The organism is Chromobacterium sp. (assembly GCF_041912965.1).
GTDB lineage: Bacteria > Pseudomonadota > Gammaproteobacteria > Burkholderiales > Chromobacteriaceae > Chromobacterium > Chromobacterium aquaticum.
On the sequence record NZ_JAYSGF010000015.1, the window covers coordinates 24,061 to 40,208 of the forward strand.

The 16,148-nt window shown below is 63.9% G+C and carries 21 protein-coding genes; 9 read left to right on the forward strand and 12 right to left on the reverse strand.

The genetic code is table 11. The features are described from left to right. Positions 1-48 precede the first annotated feature (48 nt). The 9 genes from ACE3QM_RS10180 to ACE3QM_RS10220 all read right to left on the reverse strand — a co-directional run bounded on the left by ACE3QM_RS10180 (position 49) and on the right by ACE3QM_RS10220 (position 6,291). Entirely contained in the window at positions 49-1,680 is a 1,632-nt protein-coding gene (locus ACE3QM_RS10180; RefSeq protein WP_231462700.1) for a methyl-accepting chemotaxis protein, read from the reverse strand. 224 nt (positions 1,681-1,904) lie between these two features. Then, positions 1,905-2,687, reverse strand: a complete 783-nt coding sequence (locus ACE3QM_RS10185; protein ID WP_374421601.1) for a peptidylprolyl isomerase — start codon at positions 2,685-2,687, stop codon at positions 1,905-1,907. Positions 2,688-2,713: 26 nt separating this feature from the next. After that, positions 2,714-3,502, reverse strand: coding sequence for a peptidylprolyl isomerase (locus tag ACE3QM_RS10190; RefSeq protein WP_374421602.1), 789 nt, complete (start codon positions 3,500-3,502; stop codon positions 2,714-2,716). A gap of 25 nt (positions 3,503-3,527) precedes the next feature. Then, positions 3,528-3,794 (reverse strand): BolA family protein, encoded by a 267-nt coding sequence (locus tag ACE3QM_RS10195; RefSeq protein WP_374421603.1) that lies wholly within the window; start codon positions 3,792-3,794, stop codon positions 3,528-3,530. Beyond that, the gene (locus tag ACE3QM_RS10200) at positions 3,791-4,093 is read right to left on the reverse strand and encodes a YciI family protein (protein WP_374421604.1); all 303 of its coding nucleotides are present in this window, start codon (positions 4,091-4,093) and stop codon (positions 3,791-3,793) included. The genes ACE3QM_RS10195 and ACE3QM_RS10200 overlap by 4 nt, the downstream gene beginning before the upstream one ends. After that, positions 4,093-4,626, reverse strand: a complete 534-nt coding sequence (locus ACE3QM_RS10205) for a septation protein A (RefSeq protein WP_231462706.1) — start codon at positions 4,624-4,626, stop codon at positions 4,093-4,095. The genes ACE3QM_RS10200 and ACE3QM_RS10205 overlap by 1 nt, the downstream gene beginning before the upstream one ends. 59 nt (positions 4,627-4,685) lie before the next feature. Then, positions 4,686-5,630, reverse strand: coding sequence for an SPFH domain-containing protein (locus tag ACE3QM_RS10210; RefSeq protein ID WP_048411085.1), 945 nt, complete (start codon positions 5,628-5,630; stop codon positions 4,686-4,688). 8 nt (positions 5,631-5,638) lie between these two features. Continuing rightward, positions 5,639-6,070, reverse strand: coding sequence for an NfeD family protein (locus ACE3QM_RS10215; protein ID WP_374421605.1), 432 nt, complete (start codon positions 6,068-6,070; stop codon positions 5,639-5,641). A 92-nt stretch (positions 6,071-6,162) separates the two neighbouring features. Next, positions 6,163-6,291: a hypothetical protein gene (locus ACE3QM_RS10220; RefSeq protein WP_255360820.1), complete on the reverse strand. Its 129-nt coding sequence runs from the start codon at positions 6,289-6,291 to the stop codon at positions 6,163-6,165. A 118-nt stretch (positions 6,292-6,409) separates the two neighbouring features. On the opposite strand from ACE3QM_RS10220, the gene ACE3QM_RS10225 reads away from it, so the two are divergent. After that, positions 6,410-6,997 carry a YigZ family protein gene (locus tag ACE3QM_RS10225; RefSeq protein ID WP_374421606.1) on the forward strand — a complete coding sequence of 196 codons (588 nt, stop codon included), beginning with the start codon at positions 6,410-6,412 and terminating at the stop codon, positions 6,995-6,997. 58 nt (positions 6,998-7,055) lie between these two features. Then, a complete protein-coding gene (locus ACE3QM_RS10230) occupies positions 7,056-7,985 on the forward strand; it encodes an exopolyphosphatase (protein ID WP_048411082.1) in 930 nt (309 codons plus the stop codon). 92 nt (positions 7,986-8,077) lie between these two features. Here ACE3QM_RS10230 and ACE3QM_RS10235 read toward each other — a convergent pair whose 3' ends face one another. Then, positions 8,078-8,740, reverse strand: a complete 663-nt coding sequence (locus tag ACE3QM_RS10235) for an HAD family hydrolase (RefSeq protein WP_374421607.1) — start codon at positions 8,738-8,740, stop codon at positions 8,078-8,080. Positions 8,741-8,844: 104 nt separating this feature from the next. On the opposite strand from ACE3QM_RS10235, the gene ACE3QM_RS10240 reads away from it, so the two are divergent. Together ACE3QM_RS10240 and ACE3QM_RS10245 are read left to right on the forward strand one after the other, a co-directional pair. Continuing rightward, complete coding sequence (locus tag ACE3QM_RS10240; RefSeq protein ID WP_048411080.1) at positions 8,845-9,495, forward strand: ParA family protein; 651 nt, start codon at positions 8,845-8,847, stop codon at positions 9,493-9,495. 186 nt (positions 9,496-9,681) lie between these two features. Next, positions 9,682-10,632, forward strand: coding sequence for a GMP reductase (locus ACE3QM_RS10245; protein WP_048411079.1), 951 nt, complete (start codon positions 9,682-9,684; stop codon positions 10,630-10,632). 23 nt (positions 10,633-10,655) lie between these two features. Here the strand turns inward: ACE3QM_RS10245 and ACE3QM_RS10250 are convergent, their stop codons facing one another. After that, entirely contained in the window at positions 10,656-11,147 is a 492-nt protein-coding gene (locus ACE3QM_RS10250) for a MaoC family dehydratase (RefSeq protein ID WP_374421608.1), read from the reverse strand. A gap of 96 nt (positions 11,148-11,243) precedes the next feature. Here ACE3QM_RS10250 and ACE3QM_RS10255 point away from each other — a divergent pair, with 96 nt between their 5' ends. The 5 genes from ACE3QM_RS10255 to ACE3QM_RS10275 all read left to right on the forward strand — a co-directional run bounded on the left by ACE3QM_RS10255 (position 11,244) and on the right by ACE3QM_RS10275 (position 15,059). Next, positions 11,244-11,993, forward strand: coding sequence for a copper homeostasis protein CutC (locus tag ACE3QM_RS10255; RefSeq protein ID WP_048411077.1), 750 nt, complete (start codon positions 11,244-11,246; stop codon positions 11,991-11,993). Between the two features lie 67 nt (positions 11,994-12,060). After that, positions 12,061-12,588 (forward strand): cupin domain-containing protein, encoded by a 528-nt coding sequence (locus ACE3QM_RS10260; protein ID WP_053074489.1) that lies wholly within the window; start codon positions 12,061-12,063, stop codon positions 12,586-12,588. 69 nt (positions 12,589-12,657) lie between these two features. Then, positions 12,658-13,449 (forward strand): hypothetical protein, encoded by a 792-nt coding sequence (locus ACE3QM_RS10265; protein WP_156183933.1) that lies wholly within the window; start codon positions 12,658-12,660, stop codon positions 13,447-13,449. 83 nt (positions 13,450-13,532) lie between these two features. Continuing rightward, positions 13,533-14,207 (forward strand): hypothetical protein, encoded by a 675-nt coding sequence (locus ACE3QM_RS10270; protein ID WP_231462715.1) that lies wholly within the window; start codon positions 13,533-13,535, stop codon positions 14,205-14,207. A gap of 75 nt (positions 14,208-14,282) precedes the next feature. Then, complete coding sequence (locus ACE3QM_RS10275; RefSeq protein WP_269326023.1) at positions 14,283-15,059, forward strand: transporter substrate-binding domain-containing protein; 777 nt, start codon at positions 14,283-14,285, stop codon at positions 15,057-15,059. A 296-nt stretch (positions 15,060-15,355) separates the two neighbouring features. On the opposite strand, the gene ACE3QM_RS10280 is transcribed toward ACE3QM_RS10275, so the two are convergent. Continuing rightward, entirely contained in the window at positions 15,356-16,147 is a 792-nt protein-coding gene (locus ACE3QM_RS10280) for a helix-turn-helix transcriptional regulator (RefSeq protein WP_231462717.1), read from the reverse strand. Position 16,148: the final 1 nt, after the last annotated feature.

A 16,148-nucleotide genomic window follows, 5' to 3' on the forward strand; every position in this document is an offset into this window, starting at 1 on the left:
AAAGCCGCCCGGCAGGGCGGCTTTGATGTTTGACTAGCGGCTGGCGGCTCAGATGCGGAAGAAACGCACCGCCTGATGCAGGTTCTGGGCGATGTCCGACATCGAGCGCGAGCTGTCCGCCACATTGCTGACGATGGCGGTGTTTTCCTCGGCCATCTGCGCCACTTTTTCCATGTTCTGCGCGATCTCGGTGCTGGCCAGCTTCTGTTCCTGCACCGCGCTGACGATGGTGCCGGTGCTGTCGGTGGACTTGGCCACCGCCTGCTCGCCTTCCTGCAGCGCGTTTTCCACGGTGGAGACGAAGGCCTGGCTGCTGCTCAGCGAGGCGAGGCTGCTGGTGATGGCGTCTTCCAGCTCCACCGACTGGGTGCCCAGCACATGGGTGACCTGGTCGATTTCCTTGGCGGATTCGGCCGAGCGTTCCGCCAGCACGCGCACTTCGTCGGCCACCACCGCGAAGCCGCGGCCCAGTTCGCCGGCGCGCGCCGCCTCGATGGCGGCGTTCAGCGCCAGCAGATTGGTCTGGTCGGCGATGTCGCGCACTTGGCTGGTCATGCTGGTGATCTTGCGGGTGTTGGCGACGAAGTTCTTCACCGCGTCGGCGATGCCGTTGACCGCTTTCTCGACATTGTCGACCTCCTTGATCAGCAGGCTGAGCTGGGCGGTGCCGTTCTTGGCGGTGACCAGGCTGGTCTGCGCGTGCTCGCGTACTTCCTGGGCGGCCTCGGCCACGTGGCTGATGCTGACGGTGAGCTGTTCCACCGCGGCGGCGGAGCTGGCGGCGGCCTGGCTTTGCTGGTGGGAGGCGGTCAGCACCTGCTCGGCGGATTCGGACAGATGGCCGGCCACGCTATTGGCTTCTTCCGCGCCTTGCTGCACATTGCCGATGGCTTTCACCAGCTGCTCGCGCATATCGGCCAGCGCGGCGATCACCTGGGCCGGTTCGTCCTTGCCGTCCGGCTTCAGCTCGATGCGCAGATTGCCGGCGGCCACTTCGCGCGCCGCCGCCACCGCGCTGTTCAGCGGGCGGGTGATGGAGCGGGTCAGCAGCCAGCCTATCAGCGCGGCCGCGGCCAGGCAGATGGCGGTAATGGTCAGCGCGGTGGCGCGCACCGCGGTGGCGCTGGTTTCCGCGTCCTTGCGGCTGTCCTGGGCGCGATCGGCCAGCGCCTTGGTGAGGTCTTCCACCTTTTGTTCCAGTTGGTGGATCAGCGGCCGGTGCTGCCCAACCATGAAGGCTTCGGCTTCCTTGTTCTGATTGGCCATGGCCAGCGCCATCAGCTTTTTGGTGGGCGCGTCCAGCGCTTCCTGCGCCTGGCCCACGTCCTTGAGCAAGGCGGCGGTGGCGGGTATCGGCGGGAATTTGGTGAAGTGGTCTTCCAGCGCTTTCTCGGCGTTGTTGAACGCCTTGATGGTTTGGTCGGTCTGCGCCTTGATCTCGGCCATCTTGGCCGGGTCGGTTTCAATGATCAGGTCGCGCGCGCCTATGCGTTGCTGTTGCAGATGGTGATCCAGCTGGGCCACCAGCAGCAGGGACTCCAGCCGGTTGTCGGTGATGTCTTCCATGCTGTCGCTGATGGAGGAGAGGCCGCTGAGCATGACGATGCTCATGACCAGCACCAGGGCGATCAGCGCGCCAAAGGCGAGGGCGAGTCTTTGTCCAATGCGCAGGTTTTTCATCTGTTTGTCCCATCGTGGATTATTGTGGTACTTCCAATTTAATATATTTATGAAATGATCAGAAAGTGAATAATTACTTATAGGCTAGCCGACGAATTTTTTGCGGCGTTTTTTGTTTCAAAATGAAACGCGGGAGGGTGAGAGGCAAGGGTGAGCCGTGTTAACGCGGCCATGAAAAAAGGCGGACTCGCGTCCGCCTTTGCTGCATGGTTTGGATCCGGCGCTTATTGCTGGATTTGCGCCTTGGCCTTGAGGTCGGCGATCAGCTTTTCGATGCGGCCGCCCATGATGCGCTGGGTCAGCTGCGGACGGATGTCGTCCAGCGCTGGCACATTGCGCTGCACGCGGGCGTCGTCCAGCTTGATCACGTGCCAGCCGAACTCGGTTTTCACCGGCTTGGCGGTCACTTCGCCCTTGGACAGCTTGGTCATGGCCTGGGAGAACGGCGCCACGAAGGTGCCGGCTTCCTGCCAGTCCAGATCGCCGCCCTTGTCCTTGCTGCCCGGATCCTGCGATTTTTCCTTGGCCAGCTTGTCGAAGGCCTTGCCCTTCTTCAGCGCTTCGATCACCGCCTTGGCTTCGGCCTCGGTCTTCACCAGGATGTGGCGCGCGTGGTATTGCTTGGTTTCCGGCACGCTGGCCACCAGCTTGTCGTATTCGGCCTTCAGGTCGGCGTCGCTGACCGGGTTGGACTTTTCATAGTCCTTGATCAGGCGGTTGGCCAATGCCATCGCTTGCATATTGGCCAGTTCGGCGGTGAATTCCGGCGACTTGTCCAGGCCCTTCTTCACGGCTTCCTGGCGCAGCACTTCGGCGGTGACCAGTTGATCCTTGACCATGTCGCGCGCTTGCGGGTTGGCCGGCTGGCCTTGGGCTTCCATCATCTTGACCACGGCGTCGATGCGGGCGTCGGAGATGGCCTGGCCGTTGACGACCGGGCCGGCAACCACGATGGCGCTGCCGGCGAAGGCGGCGACGAGGGCGCTGGTCAGCAGGAGTTTACGCATATTCTTAGGTGTCCTGAAGGTTTGGTTTATTGGATCTTGGCCTTGGCGCGCAGGTCTTCCACTGCCTTGGCGATGGCTTCTTCTTGCAGTTGGCGGCCGATTTGCGGCTTGGCCTCATCCAGCGACGGAAGCTTGGCGTCACGAATGTCTTCCACCTTGAACACATGCCAGCCCAGCGGGGACTGGTAGGGCTTGCCGCTGGTCTGACCCTTGCGGATGTCCTTCAGCGCGGCGGCCAGCGGCGGATCCATGCGGTTGAGGTTGCCCCAGCCCATTTCGCCGTTGCTCTGCTTGGCGTTGGGGTCGATGGAACGGGTGCGCACCAGGTCGTCGAACTTGGCGCCTTTTTTCAGGTCGGCAATCACTTTCTGCGCGTCGGCCTCGCTCTTCAGCGTGATCTGGCGCGCGTGGATTTCCTTGCTGCCGGATTGCTGGGCGGCCAGCTTGTCGTAGACGTCCTTGATCTGGGCGTCGGTCACCGGCGCCTGTTTGGCGATGTCGGCGAACAGCGCTTCGCGCAGCATTTCATTGCGAATGTCGTCCAGGCGCTGGGTGAACAGCGGCTGCTTGTCCAGCTGGCGCTTGCGCGCTTCCTGCAGAATCACTTCGCGGGTGATCAGCGAGTTCTTCAGTTGCTCGCGCAGTTCCGGATTGTCCTGGGCCTTGCCGCCGCTGCTTTGCACCACGTTGGCGACGGCGGTGTCCAGTTCTTTCTTGTCGATGGCGGCGCCGTTGACCACGGCGATGGATTCCGCGGCGGCGGGCAGGGCGATGCTGGCGGCCAGCACGACGGCGGCGATGCGGGAAAGCTTCATGGGGTTGTCCTTCTTTGGAATCAAGTCAGATTTCTTCAGGCGTGAACGCTTTGATGGCCAGCGCGTGCACCTTGGTTTGCATCAAGCTGCCCAGGGCCTCGTAGATCAGCCGGTGGCGATGCACGCGGCCCAATCCTTGAAAGCGGGCGCTGACAATGGTTAGCGTGTAATGTCCGCCGCCGTCGCGCGCGCCGGCGTGGCCGGCGTGCAGCGCGCTGTCGTCCTGGATGTCCAGGTGTTCCGGCTCCAGCGCCTGCAAGGCGGCGTTCAAGAGTTCAAGCGTGGTGCTCATTGCGGAAACGCCTTGAGAAAGGGTTTGACGCTGACGCTGGCGTAGACTCCGGCCGCGATATAGGGGTCGGAGTCGGCCCAGGCCTGGGCGGCGTCCAGCGATTCGAACTCGGCGACGATCAGGCTGCCGCTGAAGCCGGCGGGGCCGGGATTGGCGCTGTCTATGGTCGGACAGGGGCCGGCCAGCACCAGGCGGCCGGCATCCTGCAGCGCCTGCAGCCGCGCCAGGTGCGCGGGGCGCGCTGCCAGCCGGCGCGGCAGCGAGTCGGCGGTGTCCTGGCCGATGATGGCGTAAAGCATTATTTCTTTTCCTCAATGTATTTGGCGAGGAACAGGCTTTGTGCGATGACGAAGGCCAGCATCAGGCCCAGGCCGCCAAACAGTTTGAAATTGACCCAGACGTCTTCGCTGAAACGGTAGGCGACGAACAGATTGAGCGCGCCCATGAAGGCGAAGAAGCCGGTCCAGGCCCAGGTCAGCTTGCGCCATACCGGCGCCGGCAGCTGCAGCTGCTGACCCATCATCAGTTTCAGGCCGTTCTTGCCGAGGAAGTCGCTGATCAGCAGGCCGGCGCCCATCACCCAGTACAGCACCGTGGGTTTCCACATGATGAAGTGCTTGTCGTGCAGCAGCAGGGTGGCGCCGCCCAGCACCACGATCAGGCCCAGGCTGACCCATTGCATGGTGTCCACCTTGCGGTGGCGCAGCCAGGTCCAGCCCACCAGCAAGGTGGTGGCGGCGATGGCGACGCCGGTGGCGATGAACATGTCGCGGCTCAGCCAGTAGGTGGCGAAGAACAGGACGACGGGGAACAGGTCGGTGAAGAATTTCATGCGGACGATTATGAGGGCGGCCCGGCCGATATTCAAGCCGGGCAAGGATTAAGAAGGGATTAGCGCTGGGTCTGCTTGACCACGCTCATCGCGCTGGCCACCAGCGAGCCGACATCGGCGACATTGGCCGGCAGTATGATGGTGTTGTTTTCCTTGGCCAATTTGCCGAAGGCGGCCACGTATTGCTCGGCCACTTTCAGGTTGACCGCCTCCAGGCCGCCCTCGGTGTGGATGGAGCTGGCCACGCGCTTGATCGCGTCGGCGGTGGCGTCGGCCACCAGGCGCAGCGCCTCGGCCTCGCCCAGCGCCTTGTTGATGGCGGCCTGCTTGTCGCCTTCGGAGTTGTTGATGGTGGCCTGCATCTCGCCCTGGGATTTCTGGATCGCCGCTTCGCGCGCGCCGTTGGCCAGGTTGATCTGCTCCATCTTCAAGCCTTCGGATTGAGCGATGCGCGCGCGCTTTTCCCGCTCCGCGGTGATCTGCGCCTGCATCGCGTGCAGGATGTCCTGCGGCGGCACCAGGTCCTTGATCTCGTAGCGCAGCACTTTGACGCCCCAGTTGATCGCGGCCTCGTCCAGCGCCGCCACCACGGTCTGGTTGATCTCGTCGCGCTCTTCAAAGGTCTTGTCCAGCTCCATCTTGCCGATCACCGAGCGCAGCGTGGTCTGCGACAGCTGGGTGATGGCGATGATGAAGTTGCTGGTGCCATAGGAGGCGCGCTGAGCGTCGGTGACCTGGAAGTAGAGGATGCCGTCCACTTTCAACTGGGTATTGTCGCGGGTGATGCAGACCTGGCTGGGCACGTCCAGCGGCACTTCCTTCAGGCTGTGCTTGTAGGCGATGCGGTCGATGAAGGGAATGATGATGTTGAGGCCGGGCGCCAGGGTGCCGTGATAGCGGCCGAGGCGCTCGACGATGTAGGCGTTCTGCTGCGGCACCACCGCCAGCGATTTGAACACGAAGACGATGACGGCGGCGAGCAGGATCAGGGGCAGGAGTTCCATGGGTCTTGTTATTCCGGTTGGGTTGAACTGATTTTGAGCAGATTGCCGTCGCGGCCGACGATGTAGGCGGTGGCGCCGGCTTCCAGCGCGGCGCCGTCCACCGTCGCCGCGTCCCAGGCGGCGCCGCGGTATTGCACGCGGGCATGGCCGGAGGCGGCGGCATGGAGGATTTGCACCGGCTGGCCCAGGTCCGGGTCGTCGGCGCGCGGTTGGCTGGGGGCGGACGGATGGCGGCGCTTGTAGCCGTACACCAGCGCCACGCCGGCCACGCCGGCAAGGCTGGCGATCACGTATTGGCTGGCTTCGGCGGCGCCGAGCCAGGCGGCGGCGCCGCCGCAGAGCATGGCGACGGCGACGACCAGCAGGTAGAAGGTGCCGGAGAAGAACTCGGCGATCAGCGCGATCAGCGCGCTGGCGATCCAGATGGCGGTTAGCGGCAAGTCGATGACCTTGTCAAATTGATGCGCACATTTTCATGCCATCGCCGCGGAATGACAAGCGCGCGGGCGCGTCCTCTCAAGCGGGCGGGCGTTTAAACATGATCCTTGTCCGGCAGATAATGGGACAGGCGAGCCTCTTCCTCATCATCCAGCCAGAATTTGTCCAGCATTACCCAGACCACGGCAAGCAGCGAAACCAATACGACGAGCAGAGCGATCATGGCTTGGACTCCTCATCAAGGTGAATAAGGCGCGTTCCCATTTCCATTGTAGTGCCTGCCCCGGTGCTTTGCCGGCGATGGGTTACAATCCATCACCTCAGACAAGCCGAGGGGCGGAATGTTCCAGTTGCAAGCAAGGGCGCAGGCCGAAATCGAAATCAAGAAGAGCCGTTTCATCGGCATCGTGCAGCCGGTGAGCAGCCGGGAAGAGGCGCTGGCGCGGCTGGCGGAGATCCGCGCGCAATGGCCGGACGCGCGCCATTACTGCGCGGTGCTGCTGTGCGGCGCGGATTCCATGCTGGACGACGACGGCGAGCCGTCCGGCACCGCGGCGCGGCCGATGTACAACGTGTTGCGGCATAAGGACGTTTGCGATGTGCTGGCGGTGGTGGTCCGGTATTTCGGCGGAATTAAATTGGGTGCGGGCGGCTTGGTCAGAGCCTACACTCAAGCTGTCAATGCCGCGATGGACATGGCCAGCCTGACGGCGATGGTGGCGCGCGGCGATTACGCGGCGACGGTGGATTTCGCCGGCGAGGCGCGGCTGCGCCACTTGTGCCAAGAACTGGGCGTGCCGGTATCGACGCCCGTTTACGGCGAGCGGGTGAGCTTGACGCTGAGCCTGCCGCTCGCCGAGGCCGAGGCCTTGCTGGCGGCGTTGACGGACGGGATGGCCGGCGCGCTGGAGGTGTCGCCGGTCGACTGAGGCGCCGTACGGCGCGGGCGGGGCCGCGCCGGCCCTTCTAAAGGGAGAGAGGGAACTCATGTCGCAACAGCAATATCGCCTGGTGACGCGCAGCGATTTCGACGGACTGGTGTGCGCGGTGCTGCTCAACGAACTGAATATGATCAAGGAGATCAAGTTCGCTCACCCCAAGGACATGCAGGACGGCAAGGTGGAAATCACCGAGAACGACATCACCACCAACCTGCCTTACGTGGCGGCGGCGCATCTGGTCATCGACCACCATCTTTCCGAAACCCTGCGCAATTCCAGCGCGGACAATTATGTGATCGATCCCAAGGCGCCGTCGGCGGCGCGGGTGGTGTTCAACCACTTCGGCGGCAAGCAGGCGTTTCCCAATATCAGCGACGAGATGATGGAGGCGGTGGACAAGGCGGATTCCGCCCAGTATTCGCTACAGGAAGTGCTGCACCCGTCCGGCTGGGTATTGCTCAATTATCTGATGGACGCGCGCACCGGCCTGGGGCGCTTCAAGGAGTTCCGCGTCAGCAATTACCAACTGATGTTGGACCTGATCCGTTATTGCCGCGACCACGGCATAGACGAGATCCTGGCCTTGCCCGATGTGCAGGAGCGGGTGGACTTGTACCGCCAGCACGAGGCGCTGGCCAAGGAGCAGATCCGGCGCTGTTCCCGCGTCTATGGCAATCTGGTGGTGTTGAACCTGCTGCATGAGGACGTGATCCATCCCACCAACCGCTTCATGATTTACGCGCTGTTCCCGGACTGCAATATCTCCATCCACCAGCTATGGGGCGTCAATCGGCAGAACACGGTGTTCGCGGTGGGCAAGTCCATCATCAACCGCAGCTCGCGCACCAATGTCGGCGCGCTGATGCTGCAGTACGGCGGCGGCGGCCACGAGGCGGCCGGCACCTGCCAGGTGGGCAACGACCAGGCCGAAGATGTGCGCGATGAACTGGTCGCGCGCATCCGCGGCCACGGTTGAGAGCCGATTAACGATCGCGCGGATTAAGGCGTGACAAGGCGGCGCGGCTGAACTCGCCGTGTCGCGCCTCATCATGCGTAGCAGGTCGTCGCTCAGGCCAGCTGTTGCAGCACTTCCAGCGCTTGGTGCAGGTCCTGGCATACCGCCAGCGCGTGATGGGTCTGGTCCGCTGGCGGCGTCACCAGGTCCGGCACCAGGATCACCCGCATGCCGGCGGCGACGCCGGCGTGCAGGCCGTAGATCGAATCCTCCAGTACCACGCAGCGCAGCGGATCGATTCCCAGCTTGCGCGCGGCGGCGAGATAGACGTCCGGAGCCGGCTTGGTATGGGCGACTTCGTCGCCGGCCACCACGGTATCGAAATAAGACGCGAGCCCGGTGCGGCCCAGCTTGATGTCCGCCAGCTGGCGCTGGGTGGAGGTGGCCACCGCGCGCGGCAGCTTCTGTTCGCGCACCCAGTCCAGCAGCGCCTCGATGCCGGGCTTGAGCGGAATCTCCTCATGCTCCAGCATCTGCCAGTAATGCCGACGGCCCACGTTTTGCAGCGCGACGGCGTGGTCCTGGCTGCCCAGCCTTTCACTGAGGAATTCGGTGCAGCGGCGCATGGACAGGCCCACCATGTCCAGCAGCAATTGATCGCTGAGCGTCATGTCCAGCTCGTCGGCGGCGCGGCGCCAGGACTCCATCGAAATTCTCTCGGTGTCTATCATCAGGCCATCCATGTCGAACAAGATGGCGTCATAGTTTTGCGGCATGAGGACTCCTTTTCCGGGCTTCGACCTTACGCCAGATGGCCCGGCTGCGGCAAGCACTTCCCCTCTGGTATAGTGGGCCATCGCAAACGGCAGAGGAGGCGGATGTGCAATCGGTATTGGTGGCCAATCCCAAGGGCGGCAGCGGCAAATCGACGCTGGCGACCAATCTGGCCGGCTATTACGCCGCGCGCGGCAAACGGGTGATGCTGGGCGATGTGGACCGGCAGCAGTCGTCGCTGGGCTGGCTGGCGCAACGCGATGCGGCGCTGCCTTCCATCGCCGGCTGGGAAGTCAAGGCCGGCGAGGCGGCGCGGCCGCCCAAGGGCACCGAGGTGGTGGTGCTGGACAGCGCCGCCGGCCTGCACGGCAAGAAGCTGGCGGCCCTGGTGTCCCGCGTCAGCCGCATCCTGGTGCCGATTCAACCTTCGCCGTTCGATATGTGGGCGAGCGAGGCCTTCTTCGAGCAATTGCTGGAAGAAAAGGCGATCCGCAAGAACAAGGCCTTCATGGCGGTGGTGGGCATGAGGGTGGACCCGCGCACCCGCTCGGCGCGCGAATTGGAAAAATTCCTGGCCAATCATGATGTGCCGGTGCTGACCTGGCTGCGCGACACCCAGCTTTACGTGCAGGCGGCTTCCAGCGGCCTGTCGCTGTTCGATCTGCCGCCATCGCGCACCCAGCGCGACCGCGACGCCTGGCAGCCGGTGCTGAATTGGCTGGGCGGCGACGCCGACGGCAGTTGGTGCGACAAATAGCCGTTTGTCTTGATCTGAAATAAAATCGCTTGACGTGAAGAAACCTGCGGCGTAAGGTGTGCCGGTAAGTGCGTGCGAGCCAAGCGAGGCGTCGCAGGGGACACTGTAAACGGGAGCCATCGAGCTCCCGTTTATGTTTGGGGCCCCTCGTTTTTTGACTCTTCATTCCGCTTTGGGAGCACACGCATGATCAAGACAGAACTCAATTACGGCGACGTTTACCTGGTGCCGAAGAAAACCGTGGTGGACAGCCGCAAGGAGTGCGACACCTCGGTGCAATTTGGTCCGCGCCGTTTCGACATGCCGATCTACCCGTCGAACATGAAGTCGGTGGTCAGCGCCGACACCTGCGAGTTCTTCGCCCGGCAAGGCTGGTTTTACACCATGCACCGCTTCAATGTGGACGCGGTCGAGTTCACTCGCGACATGCAGGCCAAGGGCCTGTTCGCCTCCATCAGCGTCGGGGTCAACGAGGACACGCTGGAACAACTGGCCGCGCTCAAGCAGGCCGGTCTTACCCCGGAATACATGACGCTGGACATCGCCAACGCCTGGTGCGTGAAGGCCGAGCGCATGATCAAGCACATCAAGCAGCACTTCCCCGATACCTTCCTGATCGGCGGCAACATCGCCACCGCCGAGGCCGCGCGCGATCTGCAAAGCTGGGGTTGCGACGCGATCAAGGCCGGCATCGCCGGCGGCCGCGTCTGCATCACCAAGAACAAGACTGGCTTTCATCGCCCGATGATTTCCACGGTGCAGGACTGCGTGGCCGCGGTCAGCGTGCCGGTGATCGCCGACGGCGGCATCGTCGAGCACGGCGACATGGCCAAGGCCATGGCCTGCGGCGCCAGCATGATCATGGCCGGTTCCCTGTTCGCCGGCTATGACGAATCCGCCGGCGACATCGTCGAGATCAACGGCAAGCACTACAAGGAATACTTCGGCAGTGCCTCGCAGTTCAACAAGGGCGCCTACGTCAATGTCGAGGGCAAGAAAATCCTGGTGGAGTACAAGGGCAGCATCGGCAAGCTGCTGTGCGAGCTGAAGGAAGACTTGCAGTCGTCCATCAGCTACGCCGGCGGCAAGGAATTGCAGGCGCTGCGCAGCGCCGAGATGATCCAGGTTCGCCGCTGATCCGGCCAGGCGGGCCCGCGCGGCTAGGCGGTTTGCGCCGCCGGCGCGGGCGCGTCTTGGTCTTGCCGCGGCAGCGCGCGGCATTGCGCCCAGATCGAGCACTCCAGCTGCATCGCCACTTCGTCGCGCTGATTGCGGGTCGTCCAGCGCACTTTCACCACGCCAAAGCCGGGCTGACTGCCGGAGCGGCGCTTGTCCAGGATTTCCACGCTGACGCGCAGCGTGTCGCCGGCGCGGGTGGGCTGCGGCCAGCGCATCTTGTCTATCTGCATGCCGATCAAGCCATTGACCATTTTCCCCAATTCGGTCTGGGTCACCAGCCGCATGCTCAGGCTGCTGGTCTGCCAGCCGCTGGCGGCCAGGCCGCCGAACAGGCTGTCCGCCGCGCGTTGCGGATCGGTATGAAAATATTGCGGGTCGTACTGGCGGGCGAAGCCGGTCAGTTCTTCTTCGCCGAGGGTGTGGCTGGGGCTGTGGAATAGCTGGCCCGGCTGCAGATCTTCAAAATAGAGCATATCGACTTACGTTCGCGTCACTTGAGTTTGCAGCTTAACGCGGCCGGCGCAAGCGGTCAAAATCCGGACTGTATTCAACCGAGGGAGAACGATATTTTGTCGCAAGATAGACAGTTGGAAGTGTGCGCCGCCTCGCTGGCCTCCTGCCTGGCGGCGGAGCAGGGCGGCGCGGCCAGGGTGGAATTGTGCGCCAGCCTGGAAACCGGTGGCGTCACGCCGTCGCCGGGCATGATTGCCTTGGCGCGGCAGCGGCTATCCATCGGCCTGCATGTGATCGTGCGGCCGCGCGGCGGCGATTTCCTGTATTCCGCCGACGAGTTCGAGGTGATGCGCCGCGATGTGCTGGCCTGCCGCGACTTGGGCGTGGACGGCGTGGTGCTGGGCTTGCTGGACGCCGATGGCGCGGTCGATGTCGAGCGCACGCGCGAGCTGGTCCGGCTGGCGGGGCCGATGACGACGACCTTCCATCGCGCCTTCGATCTGGCGCGTGATCCCGAGCAGGCGCTGGAGCAGGTGATCGCCAGCGGCTGCCGCCGCTTGCTGACCTCGGGCCAGGCGCCGACGGCGCTGGACGGCGCGGTCCTGATCGCAGGCTTGCGCCGTCAGGCGGGCGAGCGGCTGATCCTGATGCCGGGCGGCGGCCTGCGGCCGGACAATCTGGCCGCGCTGGCGCGCGCCACCGGCTGCGCGGAATTCCACGCCTCGGCCAGCGCAGCGGTGGCCAGCGCGATGCGCCATCGCCGTTCCGGCGTATCCATGGGCGCCGGCGGCGATGAGTACGGCTGGCGCGAAACCAGCGCCGCCACGGTGCGGGCGATGCGCGAGGTTTTGCGCGCGCTGGATTGACTCTGGTTTCACGGCTGCGGGATGATGCCGACATCGTCCGGCAAGAGACCGGGACAGGAGCGCAGACATGAGCAAGCCGCCGAATGTGGTCAATATCGAGCAGGTCGCCGCCGTCGACTACCGGGAGGGCGAGGTCTGGGGCGGCAGCTACCAGCCGCTGACGCCGGCCTTGGACGCCTTGCCGGGCCGGCTGGGCGCCAATCTGACCCGGCTGCCGCCGGGACGGGTGGGCTGCCCCTTCCATGCTCATGCCCGCGAGGATGAAATCTTCTATGTGCTGTCCGGACGCGGCGTGCTGCGCCTGGGCGATAGCGTTCAGGAAATCGGCCCTGGCGACTGCGTTTCCTGTCCGGCCGGTCATGGCGTCGCGCACCAGATCGCCAACCCTTTCGATGAAGACCTGGTTTATCTGGGCATAGGGGTCAACGACCCGCACGAAGTCTGCGTCTATCCGGACAGCGGTAAGGTGCTGGTGCGCCATCTGAAACAGGTGGGACGGCTGGAGGGCGCGCCGTATTACGACGGCGAGCCGCCGCGGCCCAGGGTGTTCGACTTGCTGGAGCGCGGCGTGCAGCCGGCGCCGAAGAAGAAATAGCCGGCGCTTGGCAGGCGGGGACGGCATGAGCGATAACGGAAGCATGGCGCACGGGCGGGTAGAGAAACGATGAGGCGGGGATTGGGCCGGGCGGCGGCGCTGGCGCTGGCATGGTCTATGAGCGCGGCGGCGGGACCGCTGTTGTTCTGTTACGAGGATCAGATTTCCTATCCTTGGCTGGACGGCCACGGCGGCGGTTTGGACATTCAACTGATCAAGCAACTGCAAGCGCCGTTGCGGCGGGCCGTGTTGCTGCAGCCGATGCCATGGCGGCGCTGCATCAATATGCTGAGCCAGGGCAAGATGGACGGCGCCTTCGCCGCCAGCTTCCTGCCGGAGCGCTCACAATGGGGCTTGTATCCGCTATTGGCCGACGGCGCGCCGGACGGCGGCCGACGGCTGCACAGTTCCAGTTATTCCTTGTACCGCTTGAAGGGCACCACGGTGGACTGGGATGGCAGCCATCTCTCCAGCGGCATGGCGCCGATAGGCATGCAGACCGATTTTTCCATCGGCGCCTTTCTGCGCAAGCAGCAGGTGGAGATAGACGACAGCAACCGCGATCCCTTGGCCATTCTGCAAATGCTGCGCTTGCGGCGGCTCAGCGGCGCGGCGCTGCAAACCCCGCGCGCCGAACAGCTGCTGCGCGAGCACCCGGAACTGGCGGAGGTGATTGAACGCTGCCGGCTGCCATTGGAGGAGAAGCCTTATTTCCTGATGCTGTCGCGCCAGCTGGCCTACCGCGAGCCGGGGCTGCCGGCCAGGATCTGGGCGGAACTGGAGCGTCAGCGCGAGGCGCCGGCTTTCCAGGCTTTGCTGCGCTCCGCCAGCCAGCATCGGGAGGCGGGCGGACATAAATGAAGTCCGGGTATTTGGCGATTGACCGCTACCGAAACTAAAGCATTTACTTTACCATCCGCTTTCCATTCACCCTGGGAAAACAAATGCACAAGAATATGCTCGTGGCCGCCGGCTGCCTATGGCTGGCGGCCGGCCCGGTCTTGGCGGAGGGCTGGAATCACCCCGGCTGGCAGGATAGCGCCGATACCCGCGTCAAGGCCTTGGCGCTGTTGCAAACGCTGAACGCCACCTTGCTCAGCAATAGCAGCGCCACCCGCACCTTGCAGCAATGGTGCGCCGAGCACCGGATGGCGGCGCCGGCGCAGATCCGCGCCTTGCGCAATCCCGCCGATCACAAGGACGCCAGCGCCGAGGTGAGGGCGCAGCTGCGCGCGCAGCCGGACGAGCGCGTCGCCTACCGCCGCGTGCAGCTGGCCTGTGGCGAGCATGTGCTGTCCGAAGCCGACAATTGGTATCTGCCCTCCAAGCTGACGGCGGAGATGAACCGTCAGCTGGACGGCAGCGATGTGCCGTTTGGCCGCGCGGTGGCGGCGCTGAATTTCCGCCGTCAGACCGAGGAGGTCAAACTGCTGTGGTCGCCACTGGAGGCCGGCTGGGAAATGAAACCGGCGCCCAAGGCCGGCGCCGGCGGGCTGGACATCGCGCAGCAAGTGCTGCAGCACCGCGCGGTGCTGTATCGCGGCAGCGACAACGCGCCGTTCAGCGTGGTGGTGGAGACTTATCAGCGAGACGTCTTCGCCTTCCCGCTGGCCTATTGATACCGCGCCGAGCGAGTCTTGCGAGCAGGGCGCTGGCAGCGTCCGCTGCGCAAACAACAGAAGAAGAAAGCAAGCATGATGAAGACAACACAGAGATTGGGCGGCCTGTTCTTGGCCGGCCTGATCGCCGGCCAGCCGGCGCTGGCGGACCGCCTGGACGATATCCTGCAACGCGGCAGCGTGCGGGTGGGCACCACCGGAGATTACCGTCCGTTCAGCGAACGGGACGCGGCCAGCGGCGCCTATCGCGGCCTGGACATCGAGATGGCCGAGAGCCTGGCGCGGGCGCTGGGCGTCAAGCTGGAGCTGGTGGCCACCAGTTGGCCGACGCTGATGCGCGACCATGAGGCCGGCAAGTTCGACATCGCGATGAGCGGGGTGTCGATCAATCTGGAGCGGCAAAAGCGGGCGCTGTATTCGCAGCCCTATCTGAACGACGGCAAGACGCCGATCACCCGCTGTGAAAACGTCCAGCGTTTTCAGACCATCGCCCAGATCAACCAGCCCCGGGTCAAGCTGATCGTCAATCCGGGCGGCACCAATGAAAAGTTCGCGCGCGCCCGCCTGCCGGCGGCCACTCTGACCGTGCATCCGGACAACGTCACCATTTTCCGGCAGATCATAGACGGCAAGGCCGATCTGATGGTGACCGACGCGGTGGAAACCCGTTATCAGCAGAAACTGCATCCGGAGCTGTGCGCGGTGCACCCGGAGAAGCCGTTCGACTTTTCGCAAAAAGCCTATCTGCTGCCCAACGACTGGCGCTGGAAAGCCTGGGTGGATCAATGGCTGAGCCAGAGCCTGCAGAACGGCGAATTCGTCGGCTTATCGGCCAAGTGGCTGGGAAATTGAATCGAGCCTAAGAGCCTGTTCAAAGTCTGCTGCGCGTCGGCGATACGGCGTTGAAACCGAGCTCAAAATGCTCATGTACCACCTGTACATTCCGCTTTTTCGCTCGTTTTCGCCTTGTCTCGCTCTTGCTCGCGAGACTTTGAACAGGTTCTAAGAACCTGTTTACGATCTGCTGCGCGTTGTGGGGCGTTACACGGTGAGTACCCCTTCGAAATGCTCATGTACCGTGTGTACACTCCGCTTTCTCCGCGGTTTTCGCCTTGTCTCACCTTAGCTCGCGAGATCGTAAACACGTTCTAAGCTTCGCTGCCGCGCAGTTGCTCGATATAGCAATTGAACAGCTCGGCGTGGCTGGCCACGCCGAGCTTCAGATACAGATTGCGGCGGTGAACCTTGACGGTTTCCGGCGAGATCGCCAATTGCTGGGCAATGGCCTTGCTGGACAGACCGCACAAGGTCAGCCGCGCCACCTCGGCTTCGCGCTCGCTCAGCCTGCCGTGGCCGAAGCGTTCCAGGGTCTGGCTCAATTGGTCCGCCAGCCGCGCCGGCGGCGGCAAGGGCTCGGCCTGCAACTGCCAATGGCGTCGCATCGCCGCCAGCAGCCAGGGCTGCATCACCCGCAGCTTGCCGATGTCCGCGGGCGCGAATTCGCTGGTTTTTCCCAGCGACAATGACAGAACCTGATCCGGCGCCACGCGCAGCAGCAACTGGACCTCGTCCACGCCCACTTCGCCGCTCATATAACGCTGAAAGTATTCGCTTTGGCGGAAATGATCGGGCGCGATGTCGGGCAGGTGATAGAGACCGTCGGCAAAAGGCTGGCGGCTATACAGATAGAACGGGTCCAGCAGGTAGAGGCCCTGGCAGTACAGCGGCATCGGCGATGCCGCCGCGCGGTGCTGGAAATCGCACTCCTCCAGGATCAAGGGCGGCGCGCCGACGCGAAAACAGGCCGCCAGCGCATTGTCCAGCGGCACGCTGGCGCGCAGCAGCAGCGCCAGCTGGCGCCAAAAGCCCGGCAGGCCGATATGCGCCATCAACTGCGCCAGATGTTGGTGCAGCGGCAACTCCCTCAACAGACCTTCCATC